Below are 21,651 nucleotides of genomic sequence, written 5' to 3'. Positions count from 1 at the left end.
TTTCTCTAGCCTTGTCCGGCTATTGTTAGGGGAGGGCGCCGCCCAAGGGAAGGGCGGTCGGAGCAATGCGATGCCACCGCCATGAAAATGCGCAAATTGGCGGATTTTACTTGCAAAAGCCTGTTCAAAACCCCTGGCGAAATTGGCGCTCCCAGCGCCGGTAGGCTATAAAATTCTCTTCTGATTCTGAACAACGATCGTGACCGAAATTGACAGACCAATCGACACCCGGCGGCAAGAACCCTCCCGGCATTGAGCCTATTTCCATCATCGAGGAAATGCAGCGGTCCTATCTCGACTACGCCATGAGCGTGATCGTTTCCCGCGCCTTGCCCGATGTGCGCGACGGTCTCAAGCCCGTTCACCGGCGCATTCTCTACTCGATGAGCGAGATGGGCGTCGACTGGAACAAGAAATACGTGAAGTCGGCGCGCGTGACCGGTGACGTGATGGGTAAATACCATCCGCACGGCGACGCTGCGATCTACGATGCCTTGGCGCGCATGGCGCAGGACTGGTCGCTGCGACTGCCCCTGATCGACGGCCAGGGCAATTTCGGTTCGATCGACGGCGACCCGCCGGCCGCCCAGCGCTACACGGAATGCCGCCTGGAAAAGGCCGCCCATTCGCTGCTCGACGATCTCGACAAGGAAACGGTCAACTTCCGCGACAACTACGACGGCACGATGAGCGAGCCGGTCGTCGTTCCCGCAAAATTTCCGAACCTGCTCGTCAACGGCGCCGGCGGCATCGCGGTCGGCATGGCGACGAACATTCCGCCGCACAATCTTGCCGAAGTCATCAACGGCTGCGTCGCGCTGATCGACAATCCGGCGATCGAGCTGCTCGACCTGATGCAGCACATTCCCGGCCCGGACTTTCCGACCGGCGCGCTGATCCTCGGCCGTGCCGGTATCCGCCAGGCCTACGAGACCGGCCGCGGCTCCGTCATCATGCGCGGGCGGGCCCATATCGAGCCGATGCGCGGCGACCGTGAGCAGATCATCGTTACGGAAGTTCCCTTCCAGGTGAACAAGGCGTCGATGATCGAGAAGATGGCCGAGCTGGTGCGCGACAAGCGCATCGAGGGCATCTCCGACCTTCGCGACGAATCCGACCGCCAGGGCTACCGCGTCGTCATCGAGCTGAAGCGCGATGCCAATGCCGAGGTCATCCTCAATCAGCTCTATCGCTACACGCCGCTGCAGACCTCCTTCGGCTGCAATATGGTGGCGCTGAACGGCGGCAAGCCGGAGCAGATGACGCTGCTCGACATGCTGCGCGCCTTTGTCGCCTTCCGCGAAGAAGTCGTCAGCCGCCGCACAAAGTACCTGCTGCGCAAGGCACGCGACCGCGCCCATGTCTTGGTCGGTCTCGCCATTGCCGTCGCCAATATCGATGAGGTGATCAGCCTGATCCGCCGCGCGCCCGACCCGCAGACGGCTCGCGAACAGCTGATGGAGCGCCGCTGGCCGGCGAAAGACGTCGACGTGCTGATCAAGCTCATCGACGACCCGCGCCATCGCATCAACGAGGACCTCACCTACAATCTCTCGGAAGAGCAGGCCCGCGCCATCCTTGAGCTGCGTCTCGCCCGCCTGACGGCTCTCGGCCGCGACGAGATCGACGAGGAGCTCAACAAGATCGGCGAGGAGATCAAGGATTATCTCGATATCCTCTCCTCGCGTCTGCGCATGATGAACATCGTCAAGGATGAGCTCATCGCCGTGCGCGACGAGTTCGGCACGCCGCGCCGCACCGAGATCGCCGAGGGCGGTCCTGATATGGACGACGAGGACCTCATCGCCCGCGAGGACATGGTCGTGACCGTGTCGCATGCCGGCTATGTCAAGCGTGTACCGCTCGCCACCTATCGCGCGCAGCGCCGCGGCGGCAAGGGCCGCTCCGGCATGGCCATGAAGGACGAGGATTTCGCGACCCGCCTCTTCGTCGCCAACACGCACACGCCCGTACTCTTCTTCTCCTCGCGTGGCATCGTCTACAAGGAGAAGGTCTGGCGTCTGCCGATCGGTACGCCGCAGTCCAAGGGCAAGGCGCTGATCAACATGCTGCCGCTCACGCCCGGCGAGCGCATTACCACCATCATGCCGCTGCCCGAGGACGAGACGACGTGGGAAAACCTCGACGTCATGTTCGCAACGACCCGCGGCACGGTGCGTCGCAACAAGCTCAGCGACTTCGTCCAGGTCAACCGCAACGGCAAGATCGCGATGAAGCTCGAAGAAGAGGGCGACGAGATCCTCAATGTCGAGACCTGCACGGAGCATGACGACGTGCTGATGACGACGGCGCTCGGCCAGTGCATCCGCTTCCCGGTCGATGACGTGCGCGTCTTCGCCGGCCGCAACTCGGTCGGCGTGCGCGGCATCTCGCTCGGCGGCGGCGACCGCATCATCTCGATGACGATCGTCAGCCATGTCGATGCCGAGCCCTGGGAGCGGGCGGCCTACCTGAAGCGCTCCGCCGCCGAACGCCGCGCCAGCGGTGTCGACGAGGAGGATATCGCATTGGTCGGCGAGGAGGTCGGTGAAATCGGCGACCTTACGGAGGAGCGCTACCAGGAACTCCGGTCCCGCGAGCAGTTCGTCCTCACCGTGTCGCAGAAGGGTTTCGGCAAGCGGTCGTCTTCCTACGATTTCCGCACCTCGGGCCGCGGCGGCAAGGGCATCCGCGCCACCGATACGTCGAAGACCAGCGAGATCGGCGAACTCGTCGCCGCCTTCCCGGTCGAGGAGAAGGACCAGCTCATGCTCGTCTCCGATGGCGGCCAGCTGATCCGCGTGCCGGTCGACGGCATCCGCATCGCAAGTCGCGCGACGAAGGGCGTCACCATCTTCTCGACCGCCAAGGACGAGAAGGTCGTCTCGGTCGAACGCATCAGCGAGCCGGAAGGCGAGGACGATGCCGATGGTACGGGCATTGAAGGCGATGTCGATGCCGGGGATGATGCGACCCCGGTCAGCGAGGAATAGGCCGGGCGAAAGCAGCCCAGCTGTTCCGATCGAAACAAGAAAGGGCCTTTCCGGTGTTCACCGGAAAGGCCCTTTTCATGAAACGAAAAAGCCGGACGGGCAGGGAACGACCGTCCGGCTTTTCAAGTGTGCGGGCAGCCCGGAGGGAAGGCTACCCGCTCTGACGGTGGCATACGGACTGCGGCAGGTCTTGCGCCGGGGCGCCGTGCCGCAGGGGGCGCTCTCAGACGCCAAAGCCACCTGCTTGGGTTTTCAGCTTGGCCGCCTTCAGGGCTGCGCGGTCGCGTTTCAGTTCAAGAATCGTGCGCGCGAAGTCGATGGTGAAGACGGTGCTGATGAAGATCGTGAAGAGGATGGTGAGCGCGGCCATGGTAAAGTCCCGCTCAGCGCAGCCATTTGCCACGGGCGGCGATTTTCGGCGCTGCCGGGCGATCCTCTTCCCGCAACGCATGGATGGTTGCGGCGGTAAGGGCGATGAACATGGTCATGCAGAGTAGAGCCAGAGCCATTGTCGTGTTCCTTCAAGCCTAAGGAAACGCATTACTTGTTTCACTGTATTCTGCCGGGAGAATGCGCGACGGCGACCTTTGTTCCCAGCTTTGATGTTTCTATTTAGACATGGCATGCCTGAAATGCTCTTGAACGGCCCATTCATGCCGCGTTCATGTTCTTGGCAGGGGACAGCGCGGGCTGCGACAGGCCGCGCCCTTGCGGAAAGGGGCCGTCCATGACAAAAGGCGGCAAACGGGACCCCGCCGATGACAGTCGCCTTCTATCCTGGCTCTTTCGATCCGATCACCAATGGCCATATCGACGTTCTGGTGCAGGCGCTGAACGTGGTGCCCAGGGTCATCGTCGCGATCGGCATCCATCCCGGCAAGACACCGCTCTTCTCCTTCGAGGAACGCGCGGATCTCATCCGCACGTCCATTGCCGAGGCACTGCCGGCGCGGGCAGGGGATGTCAGCGTCGTCTCCTTCTCCAACCTGGTCGTCGATGCCGCACGCCAGCATGGCGCACTCATGCTGATCCGCGGGCTGCGCGACGGTACGGATCTCGACTATGAAATGCAGATGGCCGGCATGAACCGCCAGATGGCGCCGGATGTGCAGACCGTCTTCCTGCCGGCGGGCGTCGCCTCGCGGCCCATTACCGCCACATTGGTCCGCCAGATCGCGGCCATGGGCGGCGATGTCAGCGCCTTCGTCCCGGCGCCCGTCTTTGCGGCGTTGAAAGCCCGCAAGAAGGGCTGAGCCCATCATCCTGAACCCCTTAGGGAGCTATCATGAACATCCTCCGTTTCGCCTTTGCAGGAGCCCTGTTCCTTGCGACCACCACCAGCGCCGTCGTTGCCCAGGCGGCCGAATTCATCACGATCCAGTTGAAGGACGGACCCGTCGTCGTCGAACTGAACGACAAGGTCGCACCCAAGCATGTCGAGCGCATCAAGGCGCTGGCGACAGCCGGCGAATATGACAATGTCGCTTTCCACCGCGTGATCGAGGGCTTCATGGCGCAGACCGGCGACGTCCAGTACGGCGATATGTCGGCTGGTTTCCAGCCGGATGCGGCCGGCACGGGCGGCTCCAGCCAGCCGGATCTGCCGCAGGAATTCTCCGACGTGCCCTTCGAGCGCGGCACGGTCGGCATGGCCCGTTCGCAGGACCCGAACTCGGCCAATTCGCAGTTCTTCATCATGTTCGCTCCGGGCGACTTCCTGAACGGCCAGTACACGGTCGTCGGCAAGGTCGTTTCCGGCATGGAGAACGTCGACAAGATCAAGCGCGGCGACGAGGCCAACAATGGCTCGGTCACCGATCCCGACCGGATGATCAAGGTCACCGTCGGCAAGTAATTCACTTTTTGGTGTGCCGCCTGTTGTAATCGCAAAACGGCGACACACCTTTTGCGCAACTGCCTTTGAAGGAGAAAGACCATGGCCGAGATCAAGGATCCGGAAAACACCATCATCATGGAGACCACGAAGGGCAAGGTGGTCATCCAGCTGCTTCCGGATCTCGCACCGGGTCACGTCGCGCGCGTCAAGGAACTGACGCGCGAAGGCGCCTATGACGGCGTCGTCTTCCACCGCGTCATCGAGGACTTCATGGCCCAGACGGGCGACGTGCAGTATGGCAAGACCGGCGGCAAGGACTTCAACCCGGCCCGCGCCGGCATGGGCGGTTCGGAAAAGCCAGACCTGAAGGCCGAGTTCTCCAACATGAGCCATGTGCGCGGCACCTGCTCCATGGCGCGCAGCCAGATGCCGAACTCGGCCAACTCGCAGTTCTTCATCTGCTTCACCGACGCTCCCTGGCTGAACAAGCAGTACTCCGTCTGGGGTCAGGTCATCGAAGGCATGGAAAATATCGACAAGATCAAGCGCGGCGAGCCGGTGCGCGATCCCGACACCATCGTCTCGATGAAGGTTGCCGCAGACGTAGCGGCCTGATAGACAACCTTTCGTTTTCGACCGCGCTCGCCCCGGCGGGCGCGGTTTTTCTTTGTGCGCTTTTCAAGAGATGACGTCGATATGGCTGCTTTCCTCTGGGCGCTGCTCGGCATTGCGGCGGGCGCGTGCATCGCCATCCAGGCCCCCATCAACGCGTTGCTCGGCCGCGGTCTCGGCATGCCGGCAGCGGCCGCCTTCATCTCGTTCTTCGCGGGCACACTCGTCCTCGCGTGCGTCGTTCTCGCCGCAACCGCCTTCGAGGGCAGGGCGCCGGACTGGCGCGGCCCGGACACCTGGCTCTATTTTGCCGGCGGCGCAATCGGTACGATCTATGTCACGACCGCCATCTTCCTGACGCCGCGCATCGGTGCTGCGGCCGTCATGGCCTTCGCCGTGTCCGGTCAGCTTCTCGCCGGCATCCTGCTCGACCGTGTCGGCTTTCTCGGCATGGCCGTGCGCGAAGTGTCCCTCGGCCGCATCGCAGGGGCAATTCTGCTCGTCGCCGGTGCGCTGATGATCCGTTTTTACTGAGCCCCCCATGCGCGTCGACCTCTTCGATTTCGATCTTCCGGAAGAAAACATCGCCCTGCGCCCGGTGAGCCCGCGCGAAGCGGCACGGCTGCTCGTCGTCGAGCCCGACAGGGATGCGCCCTATCAGGACCGGACTGTCGGTGATCTGCCGTCGCTGCTGCGCCCCGGCGATGCGCTGGTCTTCAACGACACCCGCGTCATCCCCGCCCAGCTCGAAGGCATTCGCCACCGCGACGGCGCCGGCGGCCAGAAGGTTTCCGCGACGCTGCATATGCGCATCGCCGGCGACCGCTGGAAGGCGTTCGCCAGGCCCGGCAAGCGCATCAAGCGCGGCGACCGCATCACCTTCGGCGCAGCGGAAGACCTTTCGGCAACCGTGGAGCAGAAGGGCGAGGGCGGCGAAGTTACCCTGCATTTCGACCTCTCCGGCCCCGATCTCGACCGCGCCATCGCAACCGTCGGCCATATCCCGCTACCGCCCTACATCGCCTCCAAGCGCGAGGAGGACGAGGCGGACCGCCGCGACTACCAGACGATCTATGCCCGTGAGGAGGGCGCCGTCGCGGCACCCACGGCGGGTCTGCACTTCACCGACGCTCTCTTCGAAAAACTCGACGCGCTCGGCGTTGAAAGGCATTTCGTGACATTGCATGTCGGCGCCGGCACCTTCCTGCCGGTGAAGGCCGACGACACGACCGACCATGTCATGCACGAGGAGGTCGGCTATGTCTCCGGGGAAACCGCTGCGGCGCTCAACGCCGTGAGGGCGAGGGGCGGGCGCATCATTTCCGTCGGAACGACCTCGCTGCGCCTTCTCGAAAGCGCTGCTGACGAAGACGGCACGATCCGGCCCTGGTCCGGCGCGACGGGCATCTTCATCACGCCCGGCTACCGTTTCCGCACGGCCGACATGCTGATGACCAACTTCCACCTGCCGAAATCGACGCTCTTCATGCTCGTTTCCGCCTTTTCAGGCCTTGAAACGATGCGCGGCGCCTATGCCCATGCGATCGCCACCGGCTACCGCTTCTATTCCTACGGCGACTCCAGCCTGCTTTTCCGGGACCACCGATGACCGAAACCTTCCAGTTCAAGCTTCTCGCGACCGACGGCAAGGCGCGCCGCGGCGAGGTCTCCATGCCGCGCGGCGTCATCCGCACGCCGGCCTTCATGCCCGTCGGCACGGTGGGCACCGTCAAGGCGATGTATCTCGACCAGGTGCGCGAGCTTGGCGCCGACATCATCCTCGGCAACACCTATCATCTGATGCTGCGTCCCGGTCCGGAACGCGTCGCACGCCTCGGCGGTCTGCACGAGCTCATCCGCTGGCCGCACCCGATCCTCACCGACTCCGGCGGTTTCCAGGTCATGTCGCTCTCCGGCCTGCGCAAGCTCGACGAACAGGGTGTCACCTTCAAGAGCCATGTCGACGGCGCCTTGCACCACATGTCGCCGGAGCGATCGATCGAGATCCAGGGCCTGCTTGACAGCGATATCCAGATGCAGCTCGATGAATGCGTGGCCCTGCCGGCCTCGCCGAAGGAAATCGAACGCGCGATGGAAATGTCCCTGCGCTGGGCCGAGCGCTGCAAGGTGGCCTTCGGGGACCAGCCGGGCAAGGCGATGTTCGGCATCGTGCAGGGCGGCGACATTCCGCACCTGCGCGTCCGCTCCGCGCAGGCGCTCGCCGAGCTGAACCTCAAGGGTTACGCCATCGGCGGGCTCGCTGTCGGCGAGCCACAGGAGGTCATGCTCGACATGATCGACACCACCATCCCGCATATGCCTTTCGAAAAACCACGCTACCTGATGGGTGTCGGTACGCCCGACGACATGCTGAAATCCGTCGCCCGTGGCATCGACATGTTCGACTGCGTGATGCCGACCCGTTCCGGCCGGCACGGCCTTGCCTTCACCCGCCGCGGCCGCATCAACCTGCGCAATGCCCGTCATGCCGAGGATATGCGCCCGCTTGACGAGGAATCGACGTGCCCGGCGGCGCGTGACTATTCGCGCGCCTATCTGCACCACCTCATCCGCGCCAACGAATCCCTCGGCGGCATGCTGCTCACCTGGAACAACCTGTCCTACTATCAGGACCTGATGGCCGGCATCCGCAAGGCGATCGAGGAGGGGCGTTTTGCCGACTTCATGGCGGAGACGCAGGAGACCTGGGCGAGGGGCGATCTCGCCCCTCTCTGAGGCTCGCGTTTCACGCCTCTGCTGGAATTGCTCAGATTTCAGGCCCCGGCGCGGTGCGCACGATGTGCACGCCGTTGATCTTGTAGCTGCCATCCGGCTGCTTCACGACCTGGTAGAGCGCCGTCCAGTCCTTGCCATCAGGCCCTGAAATCAGCACCTCCTGCACCACCACGCCGTCGGTGACCTTCGAGCGGCCGAAGGCGAAATTGCCCGGCCGGTAGACCGGCGCATAGCCCTTCTTCACCATGTCGAAGAAGGCATCTTCGGTCGGAAATTTTCCACGGATGGTCGGTGAGGCGAAGGAATAGGCGGCCTTCGCATCGTCGTCCAGGAAGGCGGCTATCTGGCTCTGTATGATGCCCTGCACCGTATCGACGGGCTCCCCCGCCCGTGTGGCGGAGGGTAGGGAAAGCGAAACGCAAAGGAACACGGCGGCAAGCATTTTCATGGCGCACACTCCTTTTCGGATGAAACCAGAATAGCACGGACACCAGAAAAGAACCGCTACGCCATCAGTTATGTTTGCTTCTTAAATATTTCCCTTTAAAAACAGTGCTTTATATTATAAATATTATTGTTTGGAATCCTTTGTTTGTAGTCCGCTCAAAATGCCGGGGGCCTTCCGAAAGAGAATGATCTCGGTTCCCTGATAGGTCGATCGGGAAAACTCGCGGAACCCGTGCCGTCCGGCAAGCCGGATCGACGCCGTGTTTGCAGGATCGATGATGCAGGTGACCGGCATGCCGCCATGGTTTGCTTCCGCCCAGGGCAGCATTGCCTCCAGTGCCTCGCTGGCATAGCCGCGGCCGTGAGAGCCCGGGAGCAGGCCCCAGCCGGCTTCCAGCGTGTCTTCGATACTGGGCATCATCTCGCGGCGCATTTCATGGAACCCGGCTTCGCCGACAAGCCGGCCCGACGCCTTTTCGATGATCGCCCAGAAGCCGAAGCCCATGATGCGCCACATGCCGATATGGCGCAGCAGGCGGCCCCAGGACTGTTCGCGGGACAACGGCACGCCACCGATATAGCGCACGACGTCGGGCATGGCCCACATCGCGGTCATGGCATCAAGGTCTTCCGGACGGAAGCCGCGCAAGACGAGACGGTCGGTTTCAAGCAGAGGGATATCGGACATGGGATCGTGTGGCGGGCCGGAAGAAACGGTGATCTAAATATGGATGTTGGCGTCGCGTCGAAAGCCGCTGGCCGAGATTCGCAGCAGTTTACGACGATTTGATCCAGGCCGTCGATATCGTGTCCACAAAGCGGCGATGCTCTGTAAGGAGAGCAGCAGGAAGAACCGAGACAAGCAAGGCTCTCAAAGAGCGAAGCTATTGAAATGATTGGAGTGTTTCGCTTGGAAAGCGAAGGTGCCCGGCCAAATGAATAAATCACATAAGATAGATTATGGAACTTACTCTTATCTGTAAAACCGCCGAACCCTCCAAAAGTCCGGTTTGCGCCTTGACCCTTCACCACCCGTGGCCTTAAGCGAAACGGCAGACGAAACCAACAGCGAAAGCCTGTCCCGATGAGTGAGTTGCGCATTCTCTCCGACGCCCATATCCCGGAACTGCCGAACCGCTACAACGGGAAAGTCCGCGAGAACTACGACCTGCCGGACGGCAGCCGTATCATCATCGCGACGGACCGGCTCAGTGCCTTCGATGTGATCCTTACGGCCATTCCCTTCAAGGGCCAGGTGCTGACGCAGACGGCGCGCTACTGGTTCGAGGAAACCGCCGATATCTGCCCGAACCATGTCATTTCCTACCCGGACCCGAATGTCGTCATCGGCACGCGGCTCGATATCCTGCCCGTCGAGATCGTCGTGCGCGGTTATCTCGCCGGCACGACCAGCACCTCGATCCTGACAAAATACCGCAAGGGCGAGCGCCAGATGTACGGCATCACGCTGCCGGATGGCCTGAGGGACAACGAAAAGCTGCCCGAGCCGATCATCACGCCGACCAGCAAGGCGTTCGACGGCGGCCATGACGAACCGTTGTCCGGCGACGAAATCCTCGCCCAGGGCCTGCTGACGGCAGAACAATGGGAAACCGTATCGCGCTATGCGCTGGCACTGTTTGCGCGCGGTCAGGCCCTTGCGGCCGAACGCGGGCTGATCCTCGTCGACACCAAGTATGAATTCGGCACGGACAAGGACGGCCGCATCGTGCTTGCCGACGAAATCCACACGCCGGATTCGAGCCGGTACTGGATCGCCGACAGCTACGAGCAGAGTTTTGCGACGGGCGGGCGTCCGGCCAGCTTCGACAAGGATTTCGTGCGCGCCTGGGTCACCGAGCGCTGCGATCCCTACAAGGACCCGATCCCCGAAATCCCGCGCGAGCTCGTCGAGCAGACCTCGAAGGTCTATATTCAAGCTTTCGAGCAGATCACCGGCAAGACTTTTGTGCCCGATCTTTCGGGCGCGACGGTGCTGGAGCGCATCCGCGAGAACCTGAAGCCCTATTTCGCCTGATCGTCCGCAAGCACGATCTCGAAGCTGAGACCATCATACGCCGGTTCGACATGATCCGGCGTTTCCTTTTGTACCGTGTCGTAGTCGAGCGGCACATGCATATGGGTCAGGATGGCGCGCGCCGGCTTCAGCCGTTCAATCCATTCCAAGGCCTGGCTGAGCGACAGATGGCTGGAGTGGAAGCGGTACTGCAGCGCATCGACGATCAGCATGTCGAGGTCTTTGAGGCGCGGGACGGTTTCGCCCGGGAAGTCGCTGATATCGCTGCAATAGGCGACATCGCCGATGCGGAAGCCGAGCGAATGGATGGAGCCGTGCACCTGGAGCAGGGGCTGGAAGGTAATGGCGCCCCCTCGCCCGTCGATCGTCACGGGCCTGTCCATCGGCTCGATCAGGTTCTCCGTCACGATCGGCGGATACATGCTGCCCGGCGGGGTCTTCAGGCAGTAGCCGAAGCCTTCGCGGATGCGCTCCATCGTCACCGGATCGGCCCAGATCGGCACCTGCCTGTGGTTTTGCAGCACAAACCCCCTGATGTCGTCGATGCCGTGGATATGGTCGGCATGGGCGTGGGTATAGAGCACCGCATCGATGGTTTCGACGCGCGCGGCGATCATCTGCGCGCGGAAATCCGGCCCCGTATCGATGACCACGGTCGTCTTGCCCTCCGGGCCGGTCTGCTCGACGAGGAAGGCGGCGCGGGTACGGCGGTTCTTCGGGTTGGCGGGATCGCAGGCGCCCCAGTCACCGGTGATGCGCGGCACGCCGGGCGACGAGCCGCAGCCGAGAATGGTGAAGCGCCGCGTAAAGGCCACGGTTACACCCGCGGCATCTTGGAAAAAATGCGGAAGGCGTTTTCGGTGGTGATGCGGGCGATCTCGTCTGCGCTGGCGCCGACGGTTTCCGCCAGCACGGCGGCGGTGTGTGCCACATAGGCCGGTTCGTTGCGTTTTCCGCGATAAGGTTTTGGCGCAAGGTAGGGCGCGTCGGTCTCGACCAGCATGCGTTCCAGCGGCACGGTTTTGGCGATCTCGCGCAGCTCTTCCGATTTCGGGAAAGTGAGGATGCCGGAGAACGAGACGTAGCCGCCCAGCTCCACGCCGATGCGGGCGAGCTCCGGCCCAGACGAGAAGCAGTGCAGCAGGAAGGGAAAGGCCCCCTTCCCCGTTTCCTCGCTCAGGATCGCTGCCATGTCCTCATCCGCCGCGCGGCTGTGGATGACCAGCGGTAGCCCGGTCTCCCGCGCGGCGGCGATGTGGTTTCGGAGGCCGATAGCCTGCGCCTCGCGCGGTGCATTGTCGTAAAAATAGTCGAGGCCTGCCTCGCCGATCGCCACGACGCGTGGATGTTTTGACAGTTCAACCAGCTCGGAAACCGGAACATCCAGCTCCTCGTCCGCATTGTGCGGATGGGTGCCGACCGAGCAGAACACCGACGGGTATTTTTCGGCGATCGCCAAAATCGTCGGAAACTTCTTCACCCGTGTCGAGATGGTGATCATCTGCTTTACCCCGGCCGCGCGGGCGCGCGCGACGATATCGTCGCGCTCGGCCTCGAAATCGGGGAAATCCAGATGGCAATGCGTATCGATCAGCATTTACGCCTCGGGCGCGACATAACGCGGGAAGACCGGGGTCGGCGCGTCCAGCGGCGTGCCGCTGACAAGACGGCCGGCTTCGCCAAGCGCCGCGAAATCGCGCTTTTCGACGGGCGCGGCAACGAGATCGAGCAGCTTGCGGCTGGATTTCGGCATGAAGGGCTGCAAGAGGATCGCGATCTGGCGCACGACTTCCGCCGTCACATAGAGCACGGTGCCCATGCGAACCGGGTCGGTCTTCTTCAGTGCCCACGGCGCTTCGCCGGCAAAATAGCGGTCGGCCTCCGAGACGACGGCGATGATCGCCGCCAGCGCCTTGTGGATCTGCTGCTTGCCCATCTCCTCGCGGGTGATCGCATGCAGTGCATCGACGGAGGCGAGCATGGCGCGGTCGGCGTCCGAGAGCGCACCGCATTCCGGCACCTTGCCGTCGCAGTTCTTGACGATCATCGACAGCGAGCGGCTGGCAAGGTTGCCGATGCCGTTGGCGAGGTCCGAGTTGATGCGGGTCGCGATGCCCTCTTCGCTGTAGCTGCCGTCCTGGCCGAAGGAGACTTCGCGCAGGAAGAAGTAGCGGATCGGGTCGAGGCCGAAATGATTGACGAGGTTGACCGGGTCGACAACGTTGCCGAGCGACTTCGACATCTTCTCGCCCTTGTTGAGCAGGAAGCCATGGGCAAAGACGCGCTCGGGCAGCGGCAGGCCCGCCGACATCAGGAAGGCCGGCCAGTAGACGGCGTGGAAGCGGATGATGTCCTTGCCGATGATATGGATGTTCGCCGGCCAGTACTTGGCGCGCGGGCCCTCGGGATCGGTCATGTAGCCGGTCGCGGTGATGTAGTTGGTCAACGCGTCGACCCAGACATACATGACATGGGCAGGATCGCCCGGAACCGGAATGCCCCAGTCGAAGGTGGTGCGCGAGACCGAAAGGTCCTTGAGGCCCGACTTGACGAAGGAGATCACCTCGTTGCGGCGCTCGGCGGGGCCGATGAAATCCGGATTGTCCTCATAGTGCTTCAGGAGCTTTTCCTGATAGTCGGACAGGCGGAAGAAGTAGCTCTCCTCCTCCACCCATTCGACGGGCGTGCCCTGCGGTCCGTAGCGCACGCCGTCGTCGCGCTTCTCCGTCTCGTTTTCCTGGTAATAGGCTTCGTCACGCACGGAATACCAGCCGGCATAACCGCCCTTGTAGATGTCGCCATTGGCGGCCATGCGGCGCCAGATCTCCGCGCAGGCCTCGTAGTGGCGCTCTTCCGTCGTGCGGATGAAGTCGTCGTTGGACGCATTCAGAAGAACGGCCATATCCTTGAATTCTTTCGAATTCCGGTCGGCGAGTTCACGCGGCGTAATGCCCTCCTTGCGCGCCGTCTGCTGCATCTTCTGGCCGTGCTCGTCCGTGCCGGTCAGGAAGAACACATCGCGCCCATCGAGCCGCTGGTAACGCGCCATGGCGTCCGTCGCGATCAGCTCGTAGGCATGGCCGATATGCGGCTTGCCGTTCGGATAGGAAATGGCGGTCGTGATGTAGAAACGGGACGTGTCGGTCATGAGCGTGCGTTCTGTCTTCGGTTGTGCAATGCCGCAAGGTATTAGACCATGCGGACGGCAAGGGAAACAGCAAGTTTCCGTTGTTGCGCTGCCGTGCTCCAAAAGACGTCAGCTTCGCCGCAACATCGATGATGGCATGCGGCAGCGGTTGATGAAATCCGGCGCGATCAGGAGAACGCTGCCCAGTTTGGTTCGCTGCCGATAGACCAGTTCTCGCCCAAAACTTCCCTCAAAGAACGGGAATTCCCGTTCTTCACCAAACGCCACGGACGAACTGCCGTTCAAAAACGAGCAATCGCCGGACACGCAGCGCAGCGAAAGTCGCTTCGGGAAGCAATGGCGGCCGTAGGGCACTTTAAGCGAAAGCCGAAACCCTTGAGCGTCTTCTGCAAGGAGCGTGCAATCGGTATCGAACGCACACAGGACGGCCCCGATGATCGGATCGCCGTTTTCCTGAACAATCGCCGTCTGGACCGGAAAGGGCATGCCACCCGGAATTTCGGCCGAAAAGGCGTCGGCGGCATGAAAAAACGCCCCGAAGAGAAGGCAGAGAAGCAAAAGTGCCGGCATGACCATTCCGATTCCAAACGGTCATCCAAGACCGCATGAAACCGGGCCATAACTATGGCGTGAAACTAGAGAGAGGCCCGGATGTCGTCGAGCACGGTGATGATCGTCTGCTTGCGATCGAGATTGTAGGCCCCCGCGACGGTGATGCGTTCGCCGAGCTGCGAGGAGAGATGGGCAAGGCGGTCGGCGCGGGAGAGGTCGCCGGAGAGCGCGGCGCTGCGGGCGGCGTCCGTCACGAAATCGGTGACATGCTGACAGAAGAACGAAAAGACCGTGTCGCTGTCCTTCGCGGAAAGCACGTCGGCGAGCTTGTGCACGTCGCGGCGCGGCGGCTCGGCCGGAGCCTCCACGATGGTGCGGAAGGCCTCCACGATATCGAAGCCGCCGTAGTTGGTGAGTTTGAGCGCTTCGGAAACGCTGCCATGGGCGGCGGACAACACCTCCCCTGCCCGTGGGCCGGATGGCGATGCAGCGAGACTGTCGAGGGCAGCGGCCAGATCGTCCTGCGACAGCGGCGAAAGCGATAGCGGCAGGCAGCGTGAGCGGATGGTCGGCAGGAGTTTTCCGGGGGCGTGGGTCAGCACCAGGAAGAGCGAGCGTTTTGGCGGCTCCTCAAGGATTTTCAGGATGGCGTTGGCGGCGTTGCGGTTGAGATCGTCGGCGGGGTCGATGATGACGATGCGCCAGTTGCCCGTGCCCGATGTCTGCGCGAGGAATTTGCCGGCCTTGCGCACCTCGTCGACCGTGATGAAGGCCTTCACCTTGCCGGTCTTCTCATCGACCGGGCGGCTGAGATGCAGGAGATTGTGCGACGCGCCGGCAGCGAGCTGCCGGGTGATCGGCGATGCGGGCGACGGATCGGCGATCGTTTCCGGCGCGTCTGCGGGCTCCGGATGGTGAAGGACATGGTTGGCGAAACGGAAGGCGAGCGTCGCCTTGCCGATACCCTCGGGGCCCTCGATCAGGATCGCATGGTGCCCTTTGCCGGAGCGGTAAGAGCGCGCGAGAAACGTCTCCGCCTCGGTGTGGCCGAAGAGTTTCGTCTGCTCGGCGGGATGCACTGCGCCGTCGAGAATGCCGGGCCGATCCTCGCTCACGAGATGTGCTCCGGGTCCTGGTTGCCGCGGGCGCTGATGGGCAGCAGCGGTTCGACGAGGGCAAGTACCTCGGCCGCGATCACGTCCTGGGCCTTTGTCGCATCCACCACGCGGCAGCGCAGCGGTTCGCGCTCTGCGATGTCGAGAAAGGCCTCGCGGCGCTTTTCGTGGGTTTCCAGCTCTTCCTTCTCGAAGCGGTCGGGCGCCTCGCTCCCGCCGGCGCCGCGCTTGCGGGCACGCTCGAGGCCGATGGCGGCAGGCAGGTCGAAGATGATCGTGCAGTCGGGCACGACCCCGTTGATCGCGACGCGCTCCAGCGCTTCGACGAACGGCTGTTCGAGATTGCCGGTAATGCCCTGATAGACGCGGGAGGAATCCATGAAACGATCGCACAGCACGACCGTGCCGGTGGCAAGCGCCGGGCGGATGACCTCTTCGACATGGTCGCTGCGCGCGGCAGCAAAAAGCACGGCCTCCATGCGGATGCCATAAGACTCGGCGGCACCCGACAGGAGAACGTGACGCACCGCCTCCGCGCCCCTGGAGCCACCCGGCTCACGCGTCATCAGCACGGTGAGGCCGCGTGCGCGCAGGGCTTCGGCCAGAAGCCGGATCTGCGTCGACTTTCCGGCGCCCTCGCCGCCCTCGAACGTGACAAACAAACCCGGTGCGGCCGACAAATCCTGTTTCCGTCTTTCTGCGCGATATCCGGCACGGCCGGCATGACTCGGGACACTACTACCCCATGTTTCCGGCCGGCGAAACGCTTTTCGCCCCGTTGGGGCCTGTCACGTCCAGAAGATGTCAAATCCAGAAGAAGAACAGTTCGATCAGCGCATCGAGCGCCCGCGCCCGCAACGTGCCGACGCCGACGGTGCCCGCCGTCTTTACCGGAACCTCGCGCAAGAGCTGCTTGTCGTTCCAGATTTTCAGCGTGCCGACCGCCTGCCCCGGCGTCACCGGCGCGCGCACCGGCCAGGTGTAGACGACGCGCGCGACGAGCCGCTGCGAATTGTCCTTCGGCAGGAAGACGTCCACCTGCTCGCCGGCGACGAGCGGCACGGTCGAGGCATCGCCGCCATAGACGCTGGCATCCGCGATAGGCTCGCCTTCCTTAAAGAGCGTGCGCCGTTCGAAGGAGGACAGCGCCCATTCGATGATACGACGGGATTCCTCGATGCGCGCCTTGTCGTTCTCCATCCCGCCCATGGCAAGCAGGAGATGTTTGCCGTCGCGGTTCACGGCGGCGACGACGGAATAGCCGCCCTCCTCCGAAAAGCCGGTGACGAAGCCCGTCACGCCGATGTTGAGCGCCAACAGCGGATTGCGGTTGCGCTGCTTTATCTTGTTCCACTCGAACTCCGGTTCGAGATAGTAGCGCATGTGCTGCGGGTAGGTGGTTTGCAGATGTCGGGCGAGTATCACCATCTCGCGCATCGTCACTTTGTTGCCAGGGTTCGGCAGGCCGGTGGCGTTGGCAAAGTTTGATTTTACAAGCCCGAGCGCCCTCGCCTCTGCCGTCATCCGTTCGGCAAAGGCCGTTTCCGAACCGGCAAGCCCCTCGGCGAGGATGATGCAGGCGTCGTTGGCGAATTGCACGGTGACGCCACGGACGAGGTCCTCGACGCGCGGGGCGGATTTCAGCGCCGCGAACATCGTGGAGGTGCGCGACGGTGCACCGCCGGTGCGCCAGGCGTATTCGGTAACCGGATAGGTCGTGTCGAGCGTCGCCTCGCCGGCCGAAAGTGCCTTGAAGACGCTTGCCATGGTCATCAGCTTGGCAAGCGAGGCGCCCGGCACCGCGTCATCCTCTGCGCGTGCGAACAGCACCGTGCCGGTCTCCGCCTCGATGAGGTAGACCTGCCTGGCCTTGACGTCGAAACCGGCCTGCGGCGCAGCCGACTGGGCAAACGCTGGGCTCGTAACGGAGAGCAGGAAAATGAGGACGGCGAAAAGGCGGCGATGCATGGCGACTCCGGATGTCGTCACACTCCCACAGCCGCCCGCGATGCGCAAACGGCTTTGGGAACGCGGACGATCAGCCCGCGTTGTCGGCAAGCGCCGAGAGCGGCGTCAGCCTGCCGTCGATCGTCAGGATGGCATCGAAGGCGCCGGCGGCATCGCGCACGCGCTCGTCCGCATAAGCCGCGGCATAGCTCGGCTCGGCCGAAAGCTGCGGCACGAAGTTCGGCCGCTCGATCGGCATCGGACCGATCTCCGGCAGCATGACGAATTGTTCCATCACCTGGAAGGCGTCCGAGGTCGGTGTCGTCTTGGCGAGCGCCGTCATCGTGCTTTCGGCCGGAACCCTCAGCACGCCCTCGCCCTGGCCGTCGCTCGGCAGCATTCGGTTGTCTGCCGAGGCCACCATGACGCCCGTGGCGATCTGCCCACCCGGATCGACCGCCGGAACACGTGACCCCTTGGTGACGTACGAGGCCATGAGATAGGGCATGTCATTGCCGTCGAGCGGGGCCTTGCCGACATATTGCACCCGCACCTTGGCCGTGCCGGTGCGCTTCATGTCGAGGAGGTCTGCCGTCTTGGAAGAGACGTCAATCACCCGGCCGGCATGGTACGGACCGCGATCGTTGACGCGCACGACGACGGACGTGCCGTTTTCCATGTTCGTGACACGCGCATAGCTCGGCAGCGGGAAGGTCGGATGCGCGGCGGAGAGATGATACTTGTCGTAGACCTCGCCGTTCGCCGTCTTGCGGCCGTGGAAGGCGGAACCATACCAAGAGGCAAGGCCGGTCTTGTTGTAGCCCGGCTCTTCCTTCGGCTGATACCACTTGCCGCGAACCTGATAGGCTTTGCCGACCTGGTAGCGGCCACCGCCCTTCGGCACGGCCTGCCCTTCCTCAACGACGCGCGGGCTCGCCTTCACGCCATATTCCGACTCGGAGAAATATTCCTTGCTGCGCACCTTTTTCTTGGGTGCGGGCGTGGTCGTCGCACAGGCTGCAAGGCCCGCGCAGATCAGCGGAATAGTCAACAACCGCAAGCTCGTGCCGAACCGGGTCGTCTTGATCGTCGATTTTTTATGTCCCACGCCGCTATTGTCCCCGACGGTGCGCCAGCCAACTGCCTTGCCCCTGCAAGTCGGCCGTCAATGCCACTCAGTAAATAACAGTCCGTTAATCATGCCAATAACATGGCGAAATTGCGAATGGATGGGAACCCCGCAGCAAGCTTCCATGATTCATGGTTTATGCTTGGTTAAATGGGGCCACCCATCCATCATCGTCAGTTTCACGAGGCCTGAACCTGCAGCGCGTCGAAGAGTTGCTCGGGGTCGCGCACGCCATGTCTATAAAGCGTGATGATCGACCGGGCGAGTGACCTTGCGCGGGCTTCGTCGAGGCTCGGGGTGTTTTCCGCCGCCAATCGGGTGAAGACGCCTTGCAGGACGACGAGGTCCTGCGGCTCGAATATGCCGATATGCGTGGGGTCTCGAAGCACGTCCATGGCTGCCTCCCCTGTTCCGCATCCAGCCGGCATTGATTGCTGTCGGGTGCGACCAGAAATCTAGGAGCAGAATGCGTCAGCAACAAGTCGGGAAATCTTGCAGCCCTCGGCCCCGAAGCGGTACAGGCCGGATCGGCAGCCAGCGCCCGATCTCAACCAAAAATTAACCCTGTTCGCAGAGGCTCCGCATAGGGTCGAGATGGCGCAGGTAGTCGATTCCGGCCGGATCATCGAAAGCGGAAAAGATGACAGCGGCAGCGACCGGCAATGACGAACACGCCCCCCTCATCTCCCATCGTCTTCTGACGCGACTGACGATCGGCGTTGCCGTGCTGGCGGGCCTAACGGTGGCGATCAGCGTTGCCGGGCGTGTTCTCGGCGAGCGTATCGCGCTGGCCGGTCACACCGAGAATGCCGAGCCTATCGACGTCGTGATCGGTCAGGACCAGATCCGCCTCCCCGCCAACACGATCCGCTTCGAGGAGCAGCGCCAGACGGGTCGCACCGAACGCGTCGATCTCTACCTCACCTGGCCGGAAATGCGGGGTTACTCCAACGCGGACCGCGGCCGGTTCAACGATGCCAACCGCCCTGAAGGCCTGGTCTTCCTCAATCTTTCGCAGAGCACCATGTCGAAGGACATGTCCGGCCGAATGGGGCCGATCTACAGCCACCTCTTCGGCGACACGTTCGAGCCAGGCCCCGCCGGCCTCGTCCTGCGGCGCCTGAAGGAAAATTCCGGTTATGGCGACGAGGTGTTCTTCACGGGCCGTCTGCCCGACGGCTCCGACTATGCGGTGCGCTGCATGATGCCGGCCGACGAAGCACAGTCGACCAGCGCCGATTGCCAGCGCGATATCCACATCGGCCAGGATCTTTCCGTGCTTTACCGTTTTTCGAGCAGACTTTTGCCGCAGTGGCAGGCCATGGAAGCCCGCATTCGGGACTATCTCGGCCGGTCGCTCATCCGCAACGGCCGCCCATCCTCCTCCACCGGCCTTGGCCGATAAAACCGCACCAATCTCAGAAACCAATGATTCATCATAAACCGATTGGTAACGCTATCCCGCTACTGTGCCAGAAATGGTCGATCCGGGAGGTCACGCCCGGGCAACATGTGCAATCCGCGAATGAAGAGTAACGTAGTGTCCCGTTCCGTATTCCTCGATTTCCTCCCCCGCTCCTGCCAGGCAATTGCCACTGCGGCGAAAGGTTTGGTGATGATCGGAATGGTCGCCACCGTCGCCGTCGCTACCCCGGCCGAAGCCAATCCGAAATATTCCGGCATTGTCATCGACGCCAAGACGGGCAAGGTGCTCTACAGCGAGGATGCCGATGCGCTGCGTTATCCCGCATCGCTCACCAAGATGATGACGCTGTACCTCACCTTCGAGGCGCTGGAGGCCGGAAAGATCCGCCTCAACACCCGCGTCCCCTTCTCGAAGAACGCTGCAAGCGAGCCGCCGACCAAACTTGGCGTCGGCGTCGGCAATTCGATCACCGTAGAGCAGGCGATGCTCGGCCTCATCACCCGCTCGGCGAACGACGCCTCCACGGCGCTGGCCGAGTTCCTCGGCGGCTCCGAAGAGCGCTTCGCCCGCATGATGACGCAGAAGGCCCGGGCGCTCGGCATGACGCGTACCGTCTATCGCAACGCCAACGGCCTTCCCAACACGGCGCAGGTAACCACCGCTCGCGACCAGGCCCGCCTCGGCATCGCGCTGCGCCAGCATTTCCCGCAGTATTACGACTATTTCTCGGTGGGCAGCTTCCGCTTCGGCAAGCAGACCATCCGCGGCCACAACCGGCTGCTTGGCACCGTGCGCGGCGTCGATGGCATCAAGACCGGCTACACCCGCGCGTCCGGCTATAATCTCGTTACTTCGGCCGTTGCAGACGGACGCAGCGTCGTCGGCGTGGTCATCGGCGGCCGATCCGGCGCTGCCCGCGACCAGCAGATGCGCAAGCTCATCGCTACCTACATGCCGAAGGCCTCGCGCCGCGGCGGCGGCGACCTGATCGCCGAAACGAAGGATGCGCCGACGCTGACCGCCGAAGTCGCCAGCAAGGCCACCACCGCATCGACCGCGTCGGTGTCCGCCGGCCTCGACCTGCCGGAGAACGGCCCGGTCCCGACCTACCGCTACAACGAAGCCCGAATCGAGACGGCCTATGCCGCGACGTCGACCTCGGAAGTCGTCGGCAAACGTGCGCTGGCCGCAACGCTGAAGATCCAGCGCGATGCAGCCGTGCCGCCGGCAGACCTGACGGAACAGGGCGATACCGGCGGTTCGCTCGACGAACTCACCACCTCCTCCACGGTTGCCGCCGTCGCTTCCGATGCCGCACCCTCGGGGTGGGTCATCCAGATCGGCGCAACGCCCGACAAGGGCCAGGCGCAGGACCTGCTTTCGAAGGCGAAGAACCAGGGTGGCAAGGCGCTTTCCAGCGCGCAGCCCTTCACCGTTGCCGTCAACAGCGGTAGCCAGCAGCTTTACCGCGCCCGCTTCGGCGGCTTCGACAACCAGAACGGCGCTGCTGCGGCTTGCAAGGCGCTGAAGCGCAAGGGTTTCGCCTGCTGGGCCAGCCAGCAGTAAGGACGACCGGGGCCGCCAGCGGTTCGGCGCGCCCCTCTACTACCGCCTTGCCCCCGCAACGTCACCGGACAGGTAGTGCGTCCCGGGACTGCGGAGCAAGGCAGG

General features: G+C 63.1%; 23 protein-coding genes. 10 read left to right on the top strand and 13 right to left on the bottom strand.

Annotated elements, in window-relative coordinates; genetic code table 11:
• Window positions 1–209 precede the first annotated feature (209 nt).
• Complete coding sequence (gene gyrA / locus K0P03_RS08925) at window positions 210–2,993, top strand: DNA gyrase subunit A (protein WP_037408375.1); 2,784 nt, start codon at window positions 210–212, stop codon at window positions 2,991–2,993.
• Window positions 2,994–3,216: 223 nt separating this feature from the next.
• On the opposite strand, the gene K0P03_RS08920 is transcribed toward gyrA, so the two are convergent.
• Window positions 3,217–3,363, bottom strand: coding sequence for a hypothetical protein (locus K0P03_RS08920; RefSeq protein WP_023517299.1), 147 nt, complete (start codon window positions 3,361–3,363; stop codon window positions 3,217–3,219).
• Window positions 3,364–3,376: 13 nt separating this feature from the next.
• Window positions 3,377–3,502: a hypothetical protein gene (locus K0P03_RS08915; RefSeq protein WP_023517300.1), complete on the bottom strand. Its 126-nt coding sequence runs from the start codon at window positions 3,500–3,502 to the stop codon at window positions 3,377–3,379.
• Between the two features lie 249 nt (window positions 3,503–3,751).
• Between K0P03_RS08915 and coaD the strand changes: the two genes are divergently transcribed.
• From coaD to tgt, 6 genes are all read left to right on the top strand, one after another.
• Entirely contained in the window at window positions 3,752–4,246 is a 495-nt protein-coding gene (gene coaD / locus K0P03_RS08910; protein WP_272789393.1) for a pantetheine-phosphate adenylyltransferase, read from the top strand.
• A gap of 32 nt (window positions 4,247–4,278) precedes the next feature.
• Complete coding sequence (locus K0P03_RS08905; RefSeq protein WP_023515784.1) at window positions 4,279–4,848, top strand: peptidylprolyl isomerase; 570 nt, start codon at window positions 4,279–4,281, stop codon at window positions 4,846–4,848.
• 81 nt (window positions 4,849–4,929) lie between these two features.
• Window positions 4,930–5,445, top strand: coding sequence for a peptidylprolyl isomerase (locus K0P03_RS08900; RefSeq protein ID WP_023515785.1), 516 nt, complete (start codon window positions 4,930–4,932; stop codon window positions 5,443–5,445).
• An 81-nt stretch (window positions 5,446–5,526) separates the two neighbouring features.
• Window positions 5,527–5,976: a DMT family transporter gene (locus K0P03_RS08895; protein ID WP_023515786.1), complete on the top strand. Its 450-nt coding sequence runs from the start codon at window positions 5,527–5,529 to the stop codon at window positions 5,974–5,976.
• A 7-nt stretch (window positions 5,977–5,983) separates the two neighbouring features.
• On the top strand, window positions 5,984–7,051 hold the full coding sequence (gene queA, locus K0P03_RS08890) for a tRNA preQ1(34) S-adenosylmethionine ribosyltransferase-isomerase QueA (RefSeq protein ID WP_023515787.1): 1,068 nt from the start codon (window positions 5,984–5,986) through the stop codon (window positions 7,049–7,051).
• The gene (gene tgt, locus K0P03_RS08885; protein WP_023515788.1) at window positions 7,048–8,178 is read left to right on the top strand and encodes a tRNA guanosine(34) transglycosylase Tgt; all 1,131 of its coding nucleotides are present in this window, start codon (window positions 7,048–7,050) and stop codon (window positions 8,176–8,178) included. Before queA ends, tgt begins: the two co-directional genes overlap by 4 nt.
• A gap of 31 nt (window positions 8,179–8,209) precedes the next feature.
• Here the strand turns inward: tgt and K0P03_RS08880 are convergent, their stop codons facing one another.
• Both K0P03_RS08880 and K0P03_RS08875 read right to left on the bottom strand, forming a co-directional pair.
• Window positions 8,210–8,626 carry a DUF4864 domain-containing protein gene (locus K0P03_RS08880; RefSeq protein ID WP_272789392.1) on the bottom strand — a complete coding sequence of 139 codons (417 nt, stop codon included), beginning with the start codon at window positions 8,624–8,626 and terminating at the stop codon, window positions 8,210–8,212.
• A 123-nt stretch (window positions 8,627–8,749) separates the two neighbouring features.
• Window positions 8,750–9,313 carry a GNAT family N-acetyltransferase gene (locus K0P03_RS08875; protein WP_272789391.1) on the bottom strand — a complete coding sequence of 188 codons (564 nt, stop codon included), beginning with the start codon at window positions 9,311–9,313 and terminating at the stop codon, window positions 8,750–8,752.
• 405 nt (window positions 9,314–9,718) lie between these two features.
• Between K0P03_RS08875 and K0P03_RS08870 the strand changes: the two genes are divergently transcribed.
• Window positions 9,719–10,663: a phosphoribosylaminoimidazolesuccinocarboxamide synthase gene (locus tag K0P03_RS08870; protein WP_272790464.1), complete on the top strand. Its 945-nt coding sequence runs from the start codon at window positions 9,719–9,721 to the stop codon at window positions 10,661–10,663.
• On the opposite strand, the gene K0P03_RS08865 is transcribed toward K0P03_RS08870, so the two are convergent.
• The 9 genes from K0P03_RS08865 to K0P03_RS08825 all read right to left on the bottom strand — a co-directional run bounded on the left by K0P03_RS08865 (window position 10,651) and on the right by K0P03_RS08825 (window position 18,949).
• A complete protein-coding gene (locus K0P03_RS08865; RefSeq protein WP_272789390.1) occupies window positions 10,651–11,478 on the bottom strand; it encodes an MBL fold metallo-hydrolase in 828 nt (275 codons plus the stop codon). The two genes, K0P03_RS08870 and K0P03_RS08865, sit on opposite strands and share 13 nt — an antisense overlap.
• Before the next feature lie 2 nt (window positions 11,479–11,480).
• Window positions 11,481–12,260 (bottom strand): TatD family hydrolase, encoded by a 780-nt coding sequence (locus K0P03_RS08860; RefSeq protein ID WP_272789389.1) that lies wholly within the window; start codon window positions 12,258–12,260, stop codon window positions 11,481–11,483.
• Window positions 12,261–13,811 carry a methionine--tRNA ligase gene (gene metG, locus K0P03_RS08855; RefSeq protein WP_023513640.1) on the bottom strand — a complete coding sequence of 517 codons (1,551 nt, stop codon included), beginning with the start codon at window positions 13,809–13,811 and terminating at the stop codon, window positions 12,261–12,263.
• 108 nt (window positions 13,812–13,919) lie between these two features.
• Window positions 13,920–14,381 carry a hypothetical protein gene (locus tag K0P03_RS08850; protein WP_156334090.1) on the bottom strand — a complete coding sequence of 154 codons (462 nt, stop codon included), beginning with the start codon at window positions 14,379–14,381 and terminating at the stop codon, window positions 13,920–13,922.
• A gap of 65 nt (window positions 14,382–14,446) precedes the next feature.
• Window positions 14,447–15,478: a DNA polymerase III subunit delta' gene (locus tag K0P03_RS08845; protein ID WP_272789388.1), complete on the bottom strand. Its 1,032-nt coding sequence runs from the start codon at window positions 15,476–15,478 to the stop codon at window positions 14,447–14,449.
• On the bottom strand, window positions 15,475–16,158 hold the full coding sequence (gene tmk, locus K0P03_RS08840) for a dTMP kinase (protein WP_272789387.1): 684 nt from the start codon (window positions 16,156–16,158) through the stop codon (window positions 15,475–15,477). The genes K0P03_RS08845 and tmk overlap by 4 nt, the downstream gene beginning before the upstream one ends.
• A gap of 124 nt (window positions 16,159–16,282) precedes the next feature.
• Window positions 16,283–17,446 carry a D-alanyl-D-alanine carboxypeptidase family protein gene (locus K0P03_RS08835; protein ID WP_272789386.1) on the bottom strand — a complete coding sequence of 388 codons (1,164 nt, stop codon included), beginning with the start codon at window positions 17,444–17,446 and terminating at the stop codon, window positions 16,283–16,285.
• A gap of 70 nt (window positions 17,447–17,516) precedes the next feature.
• Window positions 17,517–18,533, bottom strand: coding sequence for a septal ring lytic transglycosylase RlpA family protein (locus K0P03_RS08830; RefSeq protein WP_023513635.1), 1,017 nt, complete (start codon window positions 18,531–18,533; stop codon window positions 17,517–17,519).
• Window positions 18,534–18,733: 200 nt separating this feature from the next.
• Window positions 18,734–18,949 carry a hypothetical protein gene (locus tag K0P03_RS08825; protein WP_023513634.1) on the bottom strand — a complete coding sequence of 72 codons (216 nt, stop codon included), beginning with the start codon at window positions 18,947–18,949 and terminating at the stop codon, window positions 18,734–18,736.
• A gap of 245 nt (window positions 18,950–19,194) precedes the next feature.
• Here K0P03_RS08825 and K0P03_RS08820 point away from each other — a divergent pair, with 245 nt between their 5' ends.
• Together K0P03_RS08820 and K0P03_RS08815 are read left to right on the top strand one after the other, a co-directional pair.
• Entirely contained in the window at window positions 19,195–19,959 is a 765-nt protein-coding gene (locus K0P03_RS08820; protein WP_272789385.1) for a hypothetical protein, read from the top strand.
• Window positions 19,960–20,079: 120 nt separating this feature from the next.
• Window positions 20,080–21,546 (top strand): D-alanyl-D-alanine carboxypeptidase, encoded by a 1,467-nt coding sequence (locus tag K0P03_RS08815; protein ID WP_081870679.1) that lies wholly within the window; start codon window positions 20,080–20,082, stop codon window positions 21,544–21,546.
• The last annotated feature ends 105 nt before the right edge of the window (window positions 21,547–21,651 follow it).

It is taken from the genome of Shinella sp. HY16, from assembly GCF_028534175.1.
Lineage (GTDB): Bacteria > Pseudomonadota > Alphaproteobacteria > Rhizobiales > Rhizobiaceae > Shinella.
Note: the sequence above shows the minus strand (reverse complement) of the source record. Positions and strands in the feature narration are given on the sequence as shown.